This is a genomic window from Enterobacter genomosp. S (assembly GCF_001631805.1).
Taxonomy (GTDB): domain Bacteria; phylum Pseudomonadota; class Gammaproteobacteria; order Enterobacterales; family Enterobacteriaceae; genus Enterobacter; species Enterobacter quasihormaechei.
The window spans coordinates 110,280-126,362 of sequence record NZ_LVVA01000019.1; the positions used below are offsets into that span (position 1 = coordinate 110,280).

18 protein-coding genes are annotated in these 16,083 nt (G+C 56.8%); 13 read left to right on the forward strand and 5 right to left on the reverse strand.

All coding sequences use genetic code 11. The annotated features are described in order from the left end of the window. The first annotated feature begins 15 nt into the window (after window positions 1-15). The 8 genes from rbfA to mtr all read left to right on the forward strand — a co-directional run bounded on the left by rbfA (window position 16) and on the right by mtr (window position 8,634). A complete protein-coding gene (gene rbfA, locus A3466_RS14030) occupies window positions 16-420 on the forward strand; it encodes a 30S ribosome-binding factor RbfA (protein ID WP_063451048.1) in 405 nt (134 codons plus the stop codon). Beyond that, complete coding sequence (gene truB / locus A3466_RS14035; RefSeq protein WP_063451049.1) at window positions 420-1,370, forward strand: tRNA pseudouridine(55) synthase TruB; 951 nt, start codon at window positions 420-422, stop codon at window positions 1,368-1,370. Before rbfA ends, truB begins: the two co-directional genes overlap by 1 nt. 154 nt (window positions 1,371-1,524) lie before the next feature. Next, window positions 1,525-1,794, forward strand: coding sequence for a 30S ribosomal protein S15 (rpsO, locus tag A3466_RS14040; protein WP_003861789.1), 270 nt, complete (start codon window positions 1,525-1,527; stop codon window positions 1,792-1,794). Window positions 1,795-2,036: 242 nt separating this feature from the next. Beyond that, window positions 2,037-4,175 carry a polyribonucleotide nucleotidyltransferase gene (gene pnp / locus A3466_RS14045; RefSeq protein WP_063451050.1) on the forward strand — a complete coding sequence of 713 codons (2,139 nt, stop codon included), beginning with the start codon at window positions 2,037-2,039 and terminating at the stop codon, window positions 4,173-4,175. A 110-nt stretch (window positions 4,176-4,285) separates the two neighbouring features. Next, window positions 4,286-5,170: a lipoprotein NlpI gene (gene nlpI, locus A3466_RS14050; RefSeq protein ID WP_063451051.1), complete on the forward strand. Its 885-nt coding sequence runs from the start codon at window positions 4,286-4,288 to the stop codon at window positions 5,168-5,170. Between the two features lie 108 nt (window positions 5,171-5,278). After that, on the forward strand, window positions 5,279-5,359 hold the full coding sequence (gene yrbN / locus A3466_RS23190; RefSeq protein ID WP_097397692.1) for a protein YrbN: 81 nt from the start codon (window positions 5,279-5,281) through the stop codon (window positions 5,357-5,359). Then, entirely contained in the window at window positions 5,352-7,247 is a 1,896-nt protein-coding gene (locus A3466_RS14055) for a DEAD/DEAH family ATP-dependent RNA helicase (protein WP_063451052.1), read from the forward strand. Before yrbN ends, A3466_RS14055 begins: the two co-directional genes overlap by 8 nt. A gap of 142 nt (window positions 7,248-7,389) precedes the next feature. Continuing rightward, window positions 7,390-8,634, forward strand: a complete 1,245-nt coding sequence (mtr, locus tag A3466_RS14060) for a tryptophan permease (protein WP_063451053.1) — start codon at window positions 7,390-7,392, stop codon at window positions 8,632-8,634. 84 nt (window positions 8,635-8,718) lie between these two features. Here the strand turns inward: mtr and A3466_RS14065 are convergent, their stop codons facing one another. From A3466_RS14065 to ubiU, 3 genes are all read right to left on the reverse strand, one after another. Beyond that, on the reverse strand, window positions 8,719-9,726 hold the full coding sequence (locus tag A3466_RS14065; RefSeq protein WP_063451054.1) for a luciferase-like monooxygenase: 1,008 nt from the start codon (window positions 9,724-9,726) through the stop codon (window positions 8,719-8,721). A 78-nt stretch (window positions 9,727-9,804) separates the two neighbouring features. After that, window positions 9,805-10,683: a U32 family peptidase gene (locus A3466_RS14070; protein ID WP_063451055.1), complete on the reverse strand. Its 879-nt coding sequence runs from the start codon at window positions 10,681-10,683 to the stop codon at window positions 9,805-9,807. 7 nt (window positions 10,684-10,690) lie between these two features. Then, window positions 10,691-11,686: a ubiquinone anaerobic biosynthesis protein UbiU gene (gene ubiU, locus A3466_RS14075; RefSeq protein WP_063451056.1), complete on the reverse strand. Its 996-nt coding sequence runs from the start codon at window positions 11,684-11,686 to the stop codon at window positions 10,691-10,693. A 221-nt stretch (window positions 11,687-11,907) separates the two neighbouring features. Here ubiU and ubiT point away from each other — a divergent pair, with 221 nt between their 5' ends. Next, entirely contained in the window at window positions 11,908-12,432 is a 525-nt protein-coding gene (gene ubiT, locus A3466_RS14080) for a ubiquinone anaerobic biosynthesis accessory factor UbiT (RefSeq protein WP_063451057.1), read from the forward strand. Next, window positions 12,426-12,929, forward strand: coding sequence for a GNAT family N-acetyltransferase (locus A3466_RS14085; RefSeq protein ID WP_063451058.1), 504 nt, complete (start codon window positions 12,426-12,428; stop codon window positions 12,927-12,929). Before ubiT ends, A3466_RS14085 begins: the two co-directional genes overlap by 7 nt. On the opposite strand, the gene A3466_RS14090 is transcribed toward A3466_RS14085, so the two are convergent. Then, window positions 12,916-13,245, reverse strand: a complete 330-nt coding sequence (locus A3466_RS14090; RefSeq protein WP_063451059.1) for a GIY-YIG nuclease family protein — start codon at window positions 13,243-13,245, stop codon at window positions 12,916-12,918. The genes A3466_RS14085 and A3466_RS14090 overlap by 14 nt on opposite strands. Window positions 13,246-13,259: 14 nt before the next feature. Here A3466_RS14090 and A3466_RS14095 point away from each other — a divergent pair, with 14 nt between their 5' ends. After that, window positions 13,260-13,694 carry a YhbP family protein gene (locus tag A3466_RS14095; protein ID WP_063451060.1) on the forward strand — a complete coding sequence of 145 codons (435 nt, stop codon included), beginning with the start codon at window positions 13,260-13,262 and terminating at the stop codon, window positions 13,692-13,694. On the opposite strand, the gene A3466_RS14100 is transcribed toward A3466_RS14095, so the two are convergent. Continuing rightward, window positions 13,674-14,192 carry a type 1 glutamine amidotransferase domain-containing protein gene (locus tag A3466_RS14100; protein ID WP_028014537.1) on the reverse strand — a complete coding sequence of 173 codons (519 nt, stop codon included), beginning with the start codon at window positions 14,190-14,192 and terminating at the stop codon, window positions 13,674-13,676. The two genes, A3466_RS14095 and A3466_RS14100, sit on opposite strands and share 21 nt — an antisense overlap. A 128-nt stretch (window positions 14,193-14,320) precedes the next feature. Here A3466_RS14100 and A3466_RS14105 point away from each other — a divergent pair, with 128 nt between their 5' ends. Together A3466_RS14105 and A3466_RS14110 are read left to right on the forward strand one after the other, a co-directional pair. Next, window positions 14,321-14,965 carry an NAD(P)H-binding protein gene (locus A3466_RS14105; protein WP_063451061.1) on the forward strand — a complete coding sequence of 215 codons (645 nt, stop codon included), beginning with the start codon at window positions 14,321-14,323 and terminating at the stop codon, window positions 14,963-14,965. 40 nt (window positions 14,966-15,005) lie between these two features. Further along, entirely contained in the window at window positions 15,006-16,043 is a 1,038-nt protein-coding gene (locus tag A3466_RS14110) for a permease (RefSeq protein ID WP_063451062.1), read from the forward strand. Window positions 16,044-16,083: the final 40 nt, after the last annotated feature.

The following is a 16,083-nucleotide window of genomic DNA, read 5'->3' on the forward strand; positions in this document are numbered from 1 at the left end:
TCTGGAGAATTTATTATGGCGAAAGAATTTGGTCGCCCTCAGCGCGTCGCGCAGGAGATGCAGAAAGAGATCGCTCTCATTCTGCAACGTGAAATCAAAGATCCACGCGTGGGAATGATGACCACCGTGTCTGGCGTGGAAATGTCCCGTGACCTGGCGTATGCCAAAGTGTTCGTGACGTTCCTGAATGATCAGGATGAAAACGCCGTGAAGAATGGTATCAAAGCGTTGCAGGAAGCCTCTGGTTTCATCCGCTCTCTGCTTGGCAAAGCGATGCGCCTGCGTATCGTGCCGGAGCTGACCTTCTTCTATGACAACTCGCTGGTCGAAGGTATGCGTATGTCCAACCTGGTGACCAGCGTGGTGAAACATGACGACGAGCGTCGTGTTAACCCGGCGGACGACAGCAAGGAGGACTGATGAGTCGTCCTCGTCGTCGCGGTCGCGACGTGCATGGCGTGCTGTTGCTGGATAAACCGCAGGGCGCATCCAGCAACGACGTGCTGCAAAAAGTGAAGCGTATTTATAACGCCAACCGTGCGGGGCACACCGGCGCGCTGGATCCGCTGGCAACAGGTATGCTGCCGATCTGCCTGGGGGAAGCAACAAAGTTTTCCCAGTACCTGCTGGATTCCGATAAGCGCTACCGCGTGATTGCCAGACTGGGCCAGCGCACGGATACCTCCGATGCAGACGGCCAGGTGGTGGAAGAGCGCCCGGTGACCTTCAGCGCAGAGCAGCTTGAAGCCGCGCTGGAGAGCTTCCGTGGTGACACGATGCAGGTGCCGTCGATGTATTCGGCGCTGAAATATCAGGGTAAGAAGCTCTACGAATATGCGCGCCAGGGCATTGACGTTCCGCGCGAGGCCCGTCCGATTACCGTGTATGAGCTGCTGTTCATCCGCCACGAAGGTGACGAGCTGGAGCTGGAGGTCCACTGTTCGAAAGGGACCTACATTCGCACCATCATTGATGACCTCGGTGAAAAGCTGGGCTGCGGCGCGCACGTGATTTATCTGCGTCGTCTGGCGGTCAGCAAATATCCGGTCGAACGCATGGTGACGCTTGAGCATCTGCGCGCGCTGGTTGAGCAGGCGGAAGCACAGGGAATTGCGCCGGCAGATCTGCTGGATCCGCTGCTGATGCCAATGGACAGCCCGGCAGTGGACTTCCCGGTTGTTAATCTTCCTTTAACATCGTCCGTTTACTTTAAGAACGGAAACCCGGTCCGCACAACGGGGGCGCCGCTTGAGGGCCTGGTGCGCGTGACGGAAGGTGATAAAGGCAAGTTTATCGGAATGGGCGAAATGGACGGTGAAGGGCGCGTGGCGCCGCGTCGTCTGGTCGTCGACTATCCGGTCGAAGCATGACGGTGATAACGCCTCACCTTGCGATAAGCAGGGGAGACGAGTAGAATATCGCCGCTTAACGCCTGGTAAATTGTTTAACAATTTGCGGGGCGTACATGGGATAGCTGAATTAGAGATCGGCATCCTTACATTCTTTATACTTTGGAGTTTGAAAATGTCTCTAAGCGTTGAAGCTAAAGCTAAAATCGTTTCTGAGTTTGGTCGTGGTACTAACGACAGCGGTTCTACCGAAGTTCAGGTTGCACTGCTGACTGCACAGATTAACCACCTGCAAGGTCACTTTGCAGAGCACAAAAAAGATCACCACAGCCGTCGTGGTCTGCTGCGCATGGTTTCTCAGCGTCGTAAACTGCTCGACTACCTGAAGCGTAAAGATGTTGCACGCTACACCGCGCTGATCGAGCGTCTGGGTCTGCGTCGCTAATTCTTGCGAGTTTCAGAAAAGGGGGCCTGATGGCCCCTTTTTTCAACCAGACGGCAGCAATTCAATGGAAACTATTGTATTGTTGCTATAAATGATCTTCATTGCAGAGGTTCGCGCGGCTAATGAGAGGCTTCACCCAGGGGGGTGTCGGTTGTCATTAGTCGCGAGGATGCGAAGAAGGTCGGGTTAAATCGTCAGCACACCAGAGGTGTGCTGACAATCATTTGAGAAAGGACAGAATTTTGCTGAATCCGATCGTACGTAAATTCCAGTATGGCCAACATACCGTCACGCTGGAAACCGGCATGATGGCGCGTCAGGCGACTGCTGCCGTTATGGTAAGCATGGATGACACCGCGGTATTCGTTACCGTAGTTGGCCAGAAAAAAGCTAAACCAGGTCAGGACTTCTTCCCGCTGACCGTTAACTACCAGGAGCGTACCTACGCTGCTGGTAAAATCCCGGGTGGCTTCTTCCGTCGTGAAGGCCGTCCAAGCGAAGGCGAAACCCTGATTGCGCGTCTGATCGACCGCCCGGTTCGTCCGCTGTTCCCGGAAGGCTTCGTTAACGAAGTGCAGGTTATCGCTACCGTTGTTTCCGTTAACCCACAGGTTAACCCGGACATCGTTGCGATGATCGGTGCCTCTGCGGCCCTGTCACTGTCTGGCATTCCATTCAATGGCCCAATCGGTGCCGCACGCGTCGGTTACATCAACGACCAGTACGTGCTGAACCCAACTCAGGAAGAGCTGAAAGAGAGTAAGCTGGACCTGGTTGTCGCCGGTACTGAAGCGGCTGTGCTGATGGTTGAATCCGAAGCTGAACTGCTGAGCGAAGACCAGATGCTGGGCGCTGTGGTGTTCGGTCACGAGCAGCAGCAGGTTGTTATCCAGAACATCAACGACCTGGTGAAAGAAGCCGGTAAACCACGTTGGGACTGGCAGCCAGAAGCGGCCAACGACGCGCTGAACGCACGCGTTGCGGCACTGGCAGAATCTCGTCTGAGCGATGCATACCGCATCACCGACAAACAGGAGCGTTACGCTCAGGTTGATGCGATCAAATCTGAAGTAACCGCGACCCTGGTTGCCGAAGACGAAACGCTGGACGCTAACGAAATTGGCGAAATCCTGCACGCTATCGAGAAAAACGTTGTTCGTAGCCGCGTACTGGCAGGCGAGCCGCGTATCGATGGCCGTGAAAAAGACATGATTCGTGGTCTGGACGTGCGCACTGGCGTACTGCCGCGTACTCACGGTTCTGCGCTGTTCACCCGTGGTGAAACGCAGGCGCTGGTTACCGCGACCCTGGGTACCGCACGTGACGCACAGATCATCGATGAACTGATGGGCGAGCGCACTGACAGCTTCCTGTTCCACTACAACTTCCCTCCGTACTCTGTGGGCGAGACCGGTATGGTTGGCTCACCGAAGCGTCGTGAAATTGGTCACGGTCGTCTGGCGAAGCGCGGCGTGCTGGCAGTGATGCCAGAAGCAGACAAATTCCCGTACACCGTGCGCGTAGTGTCTGAAATCACCGAATCCAACGGTTCTTCTTCCATGGCTTCCGTGTGTGGTGCTTCTCTGGCGCTGATGGATGCAGGCGTGCCAATCAAAGCCGCCGTTGCAGGTATCGCAATGGGTCTGGTGAAAGAAGGCGACAACTTCGTTGTTCTGTCTGACATTCTGGGTGACGAAGACCACCTGGGCGATATGGACTTCAAAGTGGCGGGTTCCCGCGACGGTATCTCTGCCTTGCAGATGGATATCAAAATTGAAGGTATCACCAAAGAGATTATGCAGGTTGCTCTGAACCAGGCTAAAGGTGCGCGTCTGCACATCCTGGGCGTGATGGAACAGGCGATTAACGCGCCGCGTGGCGACATTTCTCAGTTCGCTCCACGTATCCACACCATCAAGATCAATCCAGACAAGATCAAAGATGTTATCGGTAAGGGCGGTTCTGTTATCCGCGCGCTGACCGAAGAGACTGGCACCACCATCGAAATCGAAGATGACGGTACTGTGAAGATCGCAGCAACCGACGGCGAGAAAGCGAAATTCGCTATCCGTCGCATCGAAGAGATCACCGCAGAAATCGAAGTGGGCCGTATCTATGCAGGTAAAGTGACCCGTATCGTTGACTTTGGCGCATTCGTTGCCATCGGCGGCGGTAAAGAAGGTCTGGTTCACATCTCTCAGATCGCTGACAAACGCGTTGAGAAAGTGACTGACTACCTGCAAATGGGTCAGGAAGTACCGGTGAAAGTTCTGGAAGTTGACCGCCAGGGCCGTATCCGTCTGAGCATTAAAGAAGCAACCGAGCAGTCTCAGCCTGCTGCGGCGCCGGAAGCTCCGGCTGCTGAACAGCAAGGCGAGTAAGGTTGCCCTTTGCCCTCCGCCCTGGCGGAGGGCTTATTATCAGGCAGGACGCCTTGTTAAGCCGCCGGGGGACAGGACGTTCATCCAATAGTTGTCTTCGGGAGTGGGAAATGAAGCCTTTTTTGCGCTGGTGTTTCGTTGCGACAGCTTTAACGCTGGCAGGATGCAGCAACTCTGCCTGGCGTAAGAGCGAAGTCCTCGCAGTGCCATTGCAACCGACTTTGCAGCAGGAAGTGATTCTGGCACGCATGGAACAAATACTTGCCAGTCGGGCTTTAACCGATGACGAACGCGCACAGCTTTTATATGAGCGCGGAGTGTTGTATGATAGTCTCGGTCTGAGGGCACTGGCGCGAAATGATTTTTCACAAGCGCTGGCGATTCGACCTGATATGCCTGAAGTATTCAACTACTTAGGCATTTATTTAACGCAGGCAGGCAATTTTGATGCTGCCTATGAAGCGTTTGATTCTGTACTTGAGCTTGATCCAACTTACAACTACGCGCACTTGAATCGCGGTATCGCATTGTATTACGGCGGTCGTGATAAGTTAGCGCAAGATGATCTGCTGGCGTTTTATCAAGACGATCCTAATGATCCTTTCCGCAGCCTGTGGCTTTACATCGTTGAGCAGAAGCTTGATGAGAAGCAGGCCAAAGAAGCACTACAACAGCGCTTCGAGAAATCGGATAAGGAACAGTGGGGATGGAACATTGTCGAGTTCTACCTGGGCAACATTAGCGAAGCAACGCTGATGGAACGCCTCAAGGCGGACGCAACGGATAACACCTCGCTCGCTGAGCATCTCAGTGAAACCAACTTCTATTTAGGTAAGTACTACCTAAGTCTGGGGGATATGGACAGCGCTACGGCACTGTTCAAATTAGCGGTTGCTAACAACGTACATAACTTCGTTGAGCACCGTTATGCATTGTTGGAATTATCGCTCTTGGGCCAGGAGCAAGACGACCTGGCAGAATCGGACCAGCAATAGCTGACGACATAAACATCAGCCCGTAATCTTTTTGATTGCCATCACCTTCACTGGTGAGGGCGTTGTTGTTCGTCAATACACCTAATTTGAGCCGGTTCACACTTTTCAATGAAAATTGCTAATCATTTTCACGATGAGCTAAGTAGACTGGCCGCCATTAATATCGAGGCACTTGTACTACATGGCTGAATTCGAAACCACTTTTGCAGATCTGGGCCTGAAGGCTCCTATCCTTGAAGCCCTTAACGATCTGGGTTACGAAAAACCATCTCCGATCCAGGCTGAGTGTATCCCACACCTGCTTTCTGGTCGTGACGTGCTGGGCATGGCCCAGACTGGTAGCGGTAAAACCGCAGCATTCTCGCTGCCGCTGCTGAACAACATTGATCCGGACCTGCGTGCACCGCAGATCCTCGTCCTGGCTCCAACCCGTGAACTGGCTGTTCAGGTTGCTGAAGCAATGACGGAATTCTCTAAACATATGCGCGGCGTAAACGTGGTAGCCCTGTACGGCGGCCAGCGTTATGACGTGCAGTTACGCGCCCTGCGCCAGGGTCCACAGATCGTTGTCGGTACGCCGGGCCGTCTGCTGGATCACCTGAAGCGCGGTACGCTGGACCTCTCTAAGCTGAGCGGTCTGGTACTGGATGAAGCCGATGAAATGCTGCGTATGGGCTTCATCGAAGACGTAGAGACCATCATGGCGCAGATCCCGGAAGGTCATCAGACCGCTCTGTTCTCTGCAACCATGCCAGAAGCGATCCGTCGCATTACCCGCCGCTTCATGAAAGAGCCGCAGGAAGTGCGCATTCAGTCCAGCGTGACCACTCGTCCGGACATCAGCCAGAGCTACTGGTCTGTATACGGCATGCGCAAAAACGAAGCGCTGGTGCGTTTCCTGGAAGCGGAAGATTTTGATGCGGCGATTATCTTCGTGCGTACCAAAAACGCGACCCTGGAAGTGGCTGAAGCCCTGGAGCGTAGCGGCTACAACAGCGCAGCGCTGAACGGCGATATGAACCAGGCCCTGCGCGAGCAGACCCTGGAGCGTCTGAAAGACGGTCGTCTGGATATCCTGATTGCAACCGACGTGGCAGCACGTGGTCTGGACGTTGAGCGTATCAGCCTGGTTGTAAACTACGATATCCCAATGGACTCCGAGTCTTACGTTCACCGTATCGGTCGTACCGGTCGTGCGGGTCGTGCGGGCCGTGCGCTGCTGTTCGTTGAGAACCGCGAGCGTCGTCTGCTGCGTAACATCGAACGCACCATGAAGCTGACCATTCCAGAAGCTGAGCTGCCAAACGCAGAACTGCTGGGCAAACGCCGCCTGGAAAAATTCGCCGCCAAAGTACAGCAGCAGCTGGAAAGCAGCGATCTGGATCAGTACCGTGCGCTGTTGTCGCAGATCCAGCCTGTCGCTGAAGGCGAAGAGCTGGATATGGAAACCCTGGCCGCAGCACTGCTGAAAATGGCGCAGGGCGAACGTAGCCTGATCGTGCCGCCAGATGCACCGATGCGTCCTAAGCGTGAGTTCCGTGACCGTGACGATCGTTTCGAACGTCGTGGCGACCGTAACGACCGTGGTCCACGCGGCGACCGCCCAGAGCGTGGTGGTGAAGACCGTCCACGTCGTGAGCGTCGTGACGCTGGCGACATGGAACTGTATCGCATTGAAGTGGGCCGTGATGATGGTGTTGAAGTTCGTCACATCGTTGGCGCAATCGCGAACGAAGGCGACATCAGCAGCCGTTACATTGGTAACATCAAGCTGTTCGGTACCCACTCCACCATCGAGCTGCCAAAAGGCATGCCGGGCGAAGTACTGCAACACTTTACTCGTACCCGCATCCTGAACAAGCCGATGAACATGCAGCTGCTGGGCGATGCACAGCCACGTCCTGACCGTGGCGGCGAACGTCGCGGCGGTGGCCGCGGTTTCGGTGGCGAGCGTCGTGAAGGCGGTCGCAGCGAAGGTCGCGGTGGTGAAGGCCGTCGTTTCTCCGGCGAGCGCCGTGAGAACCGTGGTCCACGCCGTGAAGAAGGCGCCAGCCGTCGTCGTTTCGGTGACGCGTAAGCCTTTCGCTTCTGACGTAAAGTAAAATATACAGCCCCGATAGTTGCTATCGGGGCTTTTTTTATTCCTTTTGTACTCTTGTACTGGTACAGTGCAACACACTAAAATGCAGAACCACATTTTTCACTGGAGAAAAGGCCGTATGGCAACACTAACCACCACCCAAACGTCACCTTCGCTGCTTGGCGGCGTGGTGATCATCGGCGGAACCATCATTGGTGCCGGGATGTTTTCCCTGCCTGTGGTCATGTCCGGTGCGTGGTTTTTCTGGTCGCTGGCGGCGCTGGTCTTCACCTGGTTCTGTATGCTCCATTCCGGGCTAATGATCCTTGAGGCCAACCTCAACTACCGCATCGGCTCCAGCTTTGACACCATCACCCGGGATCTGCTGGGCAAAGGCTGGAACCTGGTGAACGGGCTGTCCATCGCGTTTGTGCTCTACATTCTGACCTATGCGTACATTTCGGCGAGCGGGTCGATTTTGCATCACACCTTTTCGGAGATGTCGCTGAACGTTCCGGCGCGTCTGGCCGGGCTGTGCTTTGCGCTGGGCGTGGCGTTTATCGTCTGGATGAGTACCAAAGCGGTGAGCCGCATGACGGCGATCGTGCTGGGCGCCAAGGTCATCACCTTCTTCCTGACCTTCGGCAGCCTGCTGGGGCACGTCACGCCCGCCACGCTGTTTAACGTCGCGGAAGTGAACACCTCCTACACGCCGTATCTGCTGATGACCCTGCCGTTCTGTCTGGCGTCGTTCGGCTACCACGGCAACGTGCCGAGCCTGATGAAGTACTACGGCAAAGATCCGCACACAATCGTGAAATGCCTGATTTACGGCACGCTGCTGGCGCTGGGGCTGTACGTGATTTGGCTGCTGGGGACGATGGGCAACATCCCGCGTCCGGAATTTATCGGCATTGCGCAGAAGGGCGGTAATATCGACGTGCTGGTACAGGCCCTGAGCGGCGTACTGAACAGCCGCAGCCTGGATCTGCTGCTGGTGGTCTTCTCCAACTTTGCCGTGGCGAGCTCATTCCTCGGCGTGACGCTGGGCCTGTTTGACTACCTGGCGGATCTGTTTGGCTTTGATGATTCTGCTATGGGGCGCTTCAAAACCGCGCTGCTGACCTTCCTGCCACCGATAGTCGGCGGCCTGCTGTGGCCGAACGGTTTCCTGTATGCCATCGGCTATGCCGGACTGGCGGCCACCATCTGGGCGGCGATTGTGCCGGCGCTGCTGGCACGTAAATCACGTAAACGCTTCGGCAGCCCGAAATTCCGCGTCTGGGGCGGTAAACCGATGATTGCGCTGATCCTGGTCTTTGGGGTGGGTAACGCGGTGGTGCACGTGCTGTCGAGCTTTAACCTGTTGCCTGTGTACCAGTAAACACAAAGCCCGGTGGCGCTACGCTTACCGGGCCTACAGGGATGGCGTAGGCCGGATAAGGCGAAGCCGCCATCCGGCAAAAAACTATCCCACCAATTCTTCTTTCACCTGCATCGCCAGGTCAAAGGAATGCAAACGCGCCTGGTGATCGAAAATCTGGCCGTTAACCATAATCTCATCCGCCTGCGTTTCCCGAAGCACTGCTTCCAGCCCGTGACGCACTTTTGCCTTATCACCCACCAGCGACATGCTCAGCGCCTGCTGCACGCCATACTGCTCGGAGGCCGACCACAGCTGATGCATATTTTCCACCGGCGGCGGCAACTGGCCCGTCTCGCCGCGGCGCAGCTTCACAAACGCCTGCTGCATAGAGGTAAACAGGAATTCCGCGTCGCGATTGCTGTCGGCGGCAATGATATTGATACACACCATCGCGTACGGCTTCTCCAGACGTTCAGACGGTTTGAAATTCGTGCGGTAGAGATGCAGCGCCTGATGCAGCATATCCGGTGCGAAGTGGGAAGCGAAGGCGAACGGCAGCCCCAGCTGGGCGGCGAGCTGCGCGCTGTACAGGCTTGACCCTAACAGCCACACGGGGATCTTTTCCCCGTAGCCCGGCACCGGACGCACGTGCGGGTTCGGATCCCGTGCGTCGAACCAGTCCACCAGCTCCGCCACGTCGCGCGGGAAGTTATCGATATCGCCGCTCATGTGGCGACGCAGGGCGCGCATGGTTGGCTGGTCGCTGCCCGGCGCGCGGCCAAGCCCTAGATCAATACGGCCTGGATAGAGGGTGTTCAGCGTCCCGAACTGCTCGGCTATCACCAGCGGGGCGTGGTTCGGCAGCATCACGCCACCGGAGCCGAGGTGCAGAGTGGTGGTATTCGCTGCCAGATAGCCAATCAGCACCGATGTAGCGGCGCTGGCGATGCCGACCATGTTGTGGTGCTCCGCCAGCCAGTAGCGGTGATAGCCCCGCTTTTCGGCCAGCTGAGCGAGCTCGAGAGAGTGCGAGAAGGCTTCTCTTGCTGAGGAGCCTTGCGGGATCGGCGCCAGATCCAGCACCGAAAACGGAAAGGTTTTAACAGTCATAACAGCTCACTTTGTCGACGGTGAATCTTTAATACTGCATTAAAGTTTACTAACCGTTGTTAACAAAGTGAGCCTTTTTTACGCCTGAAGCTCCAGACCGGCGAGGCGTTTCCAGTAGCCATTACAGTCGCTGTTTGCCACAAGCGGCAGCGGCGACGCGCCGTTTTCATTGGCGCGGAAGGCATCCAGCATCGCGAACACGCCGGTATCGAGCGGCGAAAGGCGCACCACGTCCACCAGTCCGTCCATCGACGCCAGCTCGTTGCCGAGGTTATAGACGTAACCGCTCATGGTCTGAATGCCGTTCAGAACAAACACCTGCTGGTTCTCCTGCGACAGCATGCTGCGCCCGTTCGGGTACTTAATACAGCAGGTCTCGCATTCGTCTTTTGGACGATCTTCCGAGCGCGCGGTGAAGCAGCGTGCAGAGTAGGCCAGAGGCAGGTGGCCGTAGCTCAGCACTTCCACTTCAAACTTGTTGCGAATGCCCAGTTCTTCACACTGAGTGAGCAGGTTAGCCAGCCAGTCGCGGGAGAGCTCCACCGGCATACACCAGCGGGTCATTCCCTGCTTGAGCAGCAGGCGCAGGGTCACCGCGTTATAGCAGTTCAGCGCATGCCCGGCGACAAACGGCAGCTTACGTTCGGCGCACATGTTCACCACGCCCAGGTCGCTCGCCTCCAGCAGAAACTCGCCGTTCTCCACGTAGCGTTTCAGCTCGCCCAGTTCAGAGGACGCCTGTACCAACGCCAGCGTTGAGAGCACCACCTGCTTGCCGCTGCCGGCGAGGCTTTTCGCCATCTCCAGCCAGTCGCCCACTTTGGTGGCGCGGCGCTTGCTGCACACCGCTTCACCGAGGTAAATCACATCGGCGCTGCTGTTAGCCGCCTGCTGGTAAAAATCTTCCAGCGTCTCTTTTGGCCAGTAGTAAAGCACCGGCCCTAATGAATATTTCATGGGTATCTCACTGCCATTTACGGTGATACGCGCCGAGCGTGGTTTGCGTGCCTTCGGACATTGCGCCGAGTGTCTCCATCCAGGCCGCCTGGGGTGCGTAGTTCTGCGGGTCTGCCATGCAGCGGTCGATGGCCTGACGCCACACCTTCGCCACCTGGCTCACGTAGGCCGGGCTACGCTGGCGGCCTTCGATTTTCACCGAGGCAATATTGGCGGCCAGCAGTTCCGGCAGCAGCTCCAGCGTGTTGAGGCTGGTGGGCTCTTCCAGCGCGTGGTAGCGTTCGCCGTCCACCAGGTAGCGACCTTTGCACAGCGTCGGGTAGCCCGCGTTTTCACCGTCCTGATAGCGGTCGATTAACACATCGTTCAGGCGCGACTCCAGACCCTGCGGCGTCTGCTGCCAGCGAACGAAGCGGGCAGGTGAGCAGGCGCCGACGGTATTAGGCGATTCCCCGGTGAGATAGGAAGAAAGATAGCAGCGTCCTTCCGCCATGATGCACAGGCTGCCGAAGGCAAAAACCTCCAGCGGTACTGGCGTGACGCGCGCCAGCTGCTTAACCTGATGAATAGAGAGCACACGCGGCAGCACCACGCGGGCCACGTCAAAGTGTTGATGATAAAAACGCACGGCCTCTTCATTTGTGGCCGATGCCTGAACAGAGACATGGCGCTCAATATGCGGATAGCGTTCTGCCGCATACTCAAGCATGGCGAGGTCGGCCAGGATCAGCGCGTCGGCGCCCAGCTGGGCTGCCATATCCACGGCGCGCTGCCAGCGGGCATAGCCATCAGGATGGGCAAAGGTATTGATGGCGATGTGCAGCTTACGGCGGTGCTGGTGAACGAAGTTGACGGCTTCCTGAAGCTTTTTCTCCGTAAAGTTAAGACCCGCAAAATGGCGGGCGTTGGTATCATCCTTCAGCCCGATATAGACCGCATCGGCCCCATTTTCGATGGCCGCCTTAAGCGCCGGAAGGTTTCCGGCAGGGCAGAGCAGCTCCATAATTTATCCCGATGTTGTCGATCGCAGGGATCGTAAAAAATGTTAACGAGCTGGGATTTTAATTAACCCATACGCGACAATTTTTGATTTAAGGCAGTTAATGGCGTATTGATGGCACCAATAATGAGGTATACCGGACAACGGTTTGTTGATTTACGCCGCTATCTTCTTGCCGGGATATGGCAAAATAGCAGGATTATCGCTATCAGGGAGTAAAGCTCGTGCTGGATAAACTGCGTTCACGTCTCGTACAATTTGGCCCATCAATGCTAAGCGTGCCGGTCAAGCTGGCGCCATTCGCGCTTAAGCGCCAGGTGCTGGAACAGGTGCTGAGCTGGCAGTTCCGCCAGGCACTACAGGACGGCGAGCTGGAATTTCTGGAAGGCCGCTGGTTAAAGATTGAAGTGCGCGATATCGGGTTGCGCTGGTTTACGTCCGTTGAGAACGATCGGCTGATCGTACGTGAATCCGCCGAGGCGGATGTCAGCTTCAGCGCGGATGCCAGCGATCTGCTGATGATCGCCGCGCGCAAGCAGGATCCTGATACGCTGTTCTTCCAGCGTCGTCTGGTGATTGAAGGCGACACGGAGCTCGGTCTGTACGTGAAGAATTTAATGGATGCCATTGAGCTGGAGCAGATGCCGAAAGCGCTGCGTATGATGCTGATGCAAATGGCAGATTTCGTTGAGGCCGGGCTGAAAACCTCGCCCGACGGTAAACACACTTCTGTAGGTGAACCATGCTGATTCGAGTCGAAATTGGGATTGATGCGCCGGGTATCGATGCGTTGTTACGCCGCTCTTTTGCAGGCGACGCCGAAGCTCAGCTGGTACACGATCTCCGCGAAGATGGGCTGATTACGCTGGGTCTGGTTGCCACCGACGATGAGGGGCAGGTGGTTGGCTACGTGGCGTTCAGTCCGGTGATTGTGCAGGGCGAAGAGCTACAGTGGGTCGGCATGGCGCCGCTGGCGGTGGACGAAAACTACCGTGGTCAGGGTCTGGCGCGCCAGCTGGTCTATGAAGGGCTGGATTCACTGAATGAATTTGGCTATGCCGCCGCCGTCGTTCTGGGCGATCCGGCCTTCTACGAACGTTTAGGTTTTGAGCCTGCGTCTAAATACGATCTGCGCTGCCACTGGCCGGGCACGGAAGCGTCGTTCCTGGTGCATCCTCTGGCGGACGATGCGCTGGACGGCGTGAACGGTCTGGTGGAATACCACGACCACTTCAATCGCTTTTAATCAGGCTCTCGCGCAGCGCCTCAAAAGAGCCGTCTCCGGTAACGAGGCGCTCTTTCTGGCGCTTCGTCAGCTGCTTAATGCGGTACTCCAGCCTGAGCGCGAGGGATCTCTCGCCGACAGGGGCTGAAAAAGCCAGCTGCAATTCCCCTTTCCCCCGCAGGGCTTTCGCCCCTTTTCCCGTTTGATGCTGCAAAAAACGCCGCGCCACGTCGGTAGTGATCCCGGTGTAGAGAGCGTTATCAGCGGTTCGGACAAGATAGAGAAACCAGCACACGGTAAACGGATTCAGTATGTTAAGGTGAACGCACCATAGCATGAGAGAGAGCGAAAATGGAAACACTGGACGTCATTAACCGCTGGCTGGCAAAGCAGCACGTCGTGACCTGGTGCGTCTGTAAGGACGAGGAGATGTGGTGCGCGAACGCGTTCTATTACTACGATCCTGAGCGCGTGGCCTTTTACGTGATGAGCGAAGATAAAACGCGGCATGCCCGGATGACGGGCCAACAGGCGAAAGTGGCGGGCACGGTCAACGGCCAGCCCAAAACCGTTGCGCTGATCCGCGGGGTGCAGTTCAAAGGCGAAATTCGTCGCCTGGAAGGTGAAGAAAGCGACGCGCAGCGTAAACGCTACACGCGCCGCTTCCCGGTTGCCGCTGCGCTAAAAGCCCCGGTGTGGGAAATCCGCCTTGATGAGCTGAAATTTACCGACAATACCCTGGGCTTTGGCAAGAAGCTTCACTGGCTACGCGCCGAGCAGGCGTAGCGCTTCGCGGTTAAACGCCGGAAGATCGTCCGGCGTACGGCTGGTGATCAGCTGGTCATTGTCGTTAACCACTTCCTGATCGTAAAACTCGGCGCCGGCGTTTTTCAGATCGATAACGATCGGCTTCACCGCGGTGAGCTTACGCCCGCGCACCACCTCCGCGCTGATCAGCAGCTGCGGGCCGTGGCAGATGGCAAAGACCGGCTTGCCGGTGCCGACGAAGTCACGGGTAAAGGTGACGAAACGCTCGTCCCCGCGCAGGGAATCCGGTGAATGGCCGCCCGGTAACAGCAGGGCGTCGAAATCTGACGGGCTGACGTTATCGATGGACTCGTCGATGGTCACGCTGGCTTCGCCCTTGTGGCCCTTCACGGTTTTACCCGCTTCTTTCTCAATGGTGATGACCTCGTGGCCTGCCTTGCGGAATGCCTCTGCTGGCGACGTAAATTCTGAATCTTCAAACTCGTCGGTAATCAAGACTGCGATTTTTTTACCCATGCTTCCTCCGTTGTTTTCGCTTCAGACTGTTTTTTTCCCGTTTGTGGTAAATACTTACCGGTAACAGACTTTTAAGTGTGGTAGAGCAGGCCCAGATCGCAAACGGACAATTCTGTAAAGGGGATAAGATGAGTCAGGTACTGATTACCGGCGCAACCGGGCTGGTGGGTGGACATCTGCTGCGGCTGCTGATCCAGGATCGGCATATCAACTATATTGCCGCCCCGACGCGCCGCCCGCTGTTGGACATCTCTGGCGTCTATAACCCGCACGATCCGCAGCTCACCGACGCGCTGGCGCAGGTGCAGGATCCCATTGATATCGCTTTTTGCTGCCTTGGCACCACCCGACGTGAAGCGGGCACAAAAGAAGCGTTCGTCCATGCGGATTACACGCTGGTGGTGGATACCGCCCTGACGGCGAAAAAGCTGGGTGCAAAGCATTTCCTCGTGGTCAGCGCCCACGGGGCAAACGCCGGCTCGCCGTTTTTCTACAACAAGGTGAAGGGCAAAATGGAAGAGGCGCTGATTGCGCAGAAGTGGGAGCGCCTGACGATTGTCCGGCCTTCCATGCTGATGGGCCACCGCGACGAACGGCGTTTTAACGAGTCATTTTTCGCGCCGCTGTTTCGCATTCTGCCGGGCAACTGGAAGTCTATCGAAGCGCGGGACGTTGCGCTGGCGATGCTGAAAGAGGCGCTGGCTCCGTCGCAGGAGGGGGTTAATATTATCCCTTCGGCAAAACTGCGTGAAATCGCGCAGGGCGAGGCGTAAACTTCCCCGGCTTATTAAATAACACCTTCCGGGGAATGGTATGACTGGTCAGTCTTCATCTCAGGCGGCAACACCCGTTCAGTGGTGGAAGCCCGCGCTTTTCTTTCTCGTGGTCATCATTGGCCTCTGGTATGTGAAATGGCAGCCGTACTACGGCAAAGCCTTCACCGCCGCCGACACCCACAGCATCGGTAAATCGATTCTCGCGCAGGCCGATTCCAGCCCGCTACGCGCGGCGTGGGATTACGCAATGGTCTATTTTCTTGCCGTCTGGAAAGCGGCGGTATTGGGCGTGCTGCTGGGCTCGTTGATTCAGGTACTCATCCCGCGCAACTGGCTGGTGAAAACTTTAGGGCAGCCGCGCTTGCAGGGCACGCTGCTGGGAACGATTTTCTCCCTGCCGGGCATGATGTGCTCCTGCTGCGCTGCACCCGTGACGGCGGGTATGCGCCGTCAGCGTGTGTCGATGGGCGGCGCGCTTGCTTTCTGGATGGGTAACCCTTTGCTGAACCCGGCGACGCTGGTGTTTATGGGCTTCGTTCTCGGCTGGCACTTCGCGTTTATCCGCCTGGCGGCTGGCCTGCTGACGGTGGTGCTTGTCGCTACGCTGGTGCAGCACCTGGTGAAAGACAACGAGGCCGGGCCTTCTTCCGTTGAGCTGGATGTCAGCGAGCCGCAGGGCAATTTTTTTGCTCGCTGGGGCAAAGCGCTGTGGCAGCTTTTCTGGAGCACTATCCCGGTCTATATCCTGGCCGTGCTGGTACTGGGAGCGGCGCGCGTCTGGCTGTTCCCGCATGCGGATGGCGCTATCGACAACACGCTGATGTGGGTGATTGCGATGGCGGTGGCCGGATGCCTGTTCGTGATCCCCACCGCGGCGGAAATCCCGATCATTCAGACCATGATGATGGCCGGCATGGGAACCGCCCCGGCGCTGGCGCTGCTCATCACGCTTCCGGCGGTAAGCCTGCCGTCGCTTATCATGCTGCGTAAGTCATTCCCGGCGAAAGCGCTGTGGCTGACGGCGGGGCTGGTGGCGTTAAGCGGCGTGATTGTGGGGAGTATGGCGCTTGTGTGAAAGAAAGCCCGGTGGCGCTAGCGCTTACCGGGCCTACTGC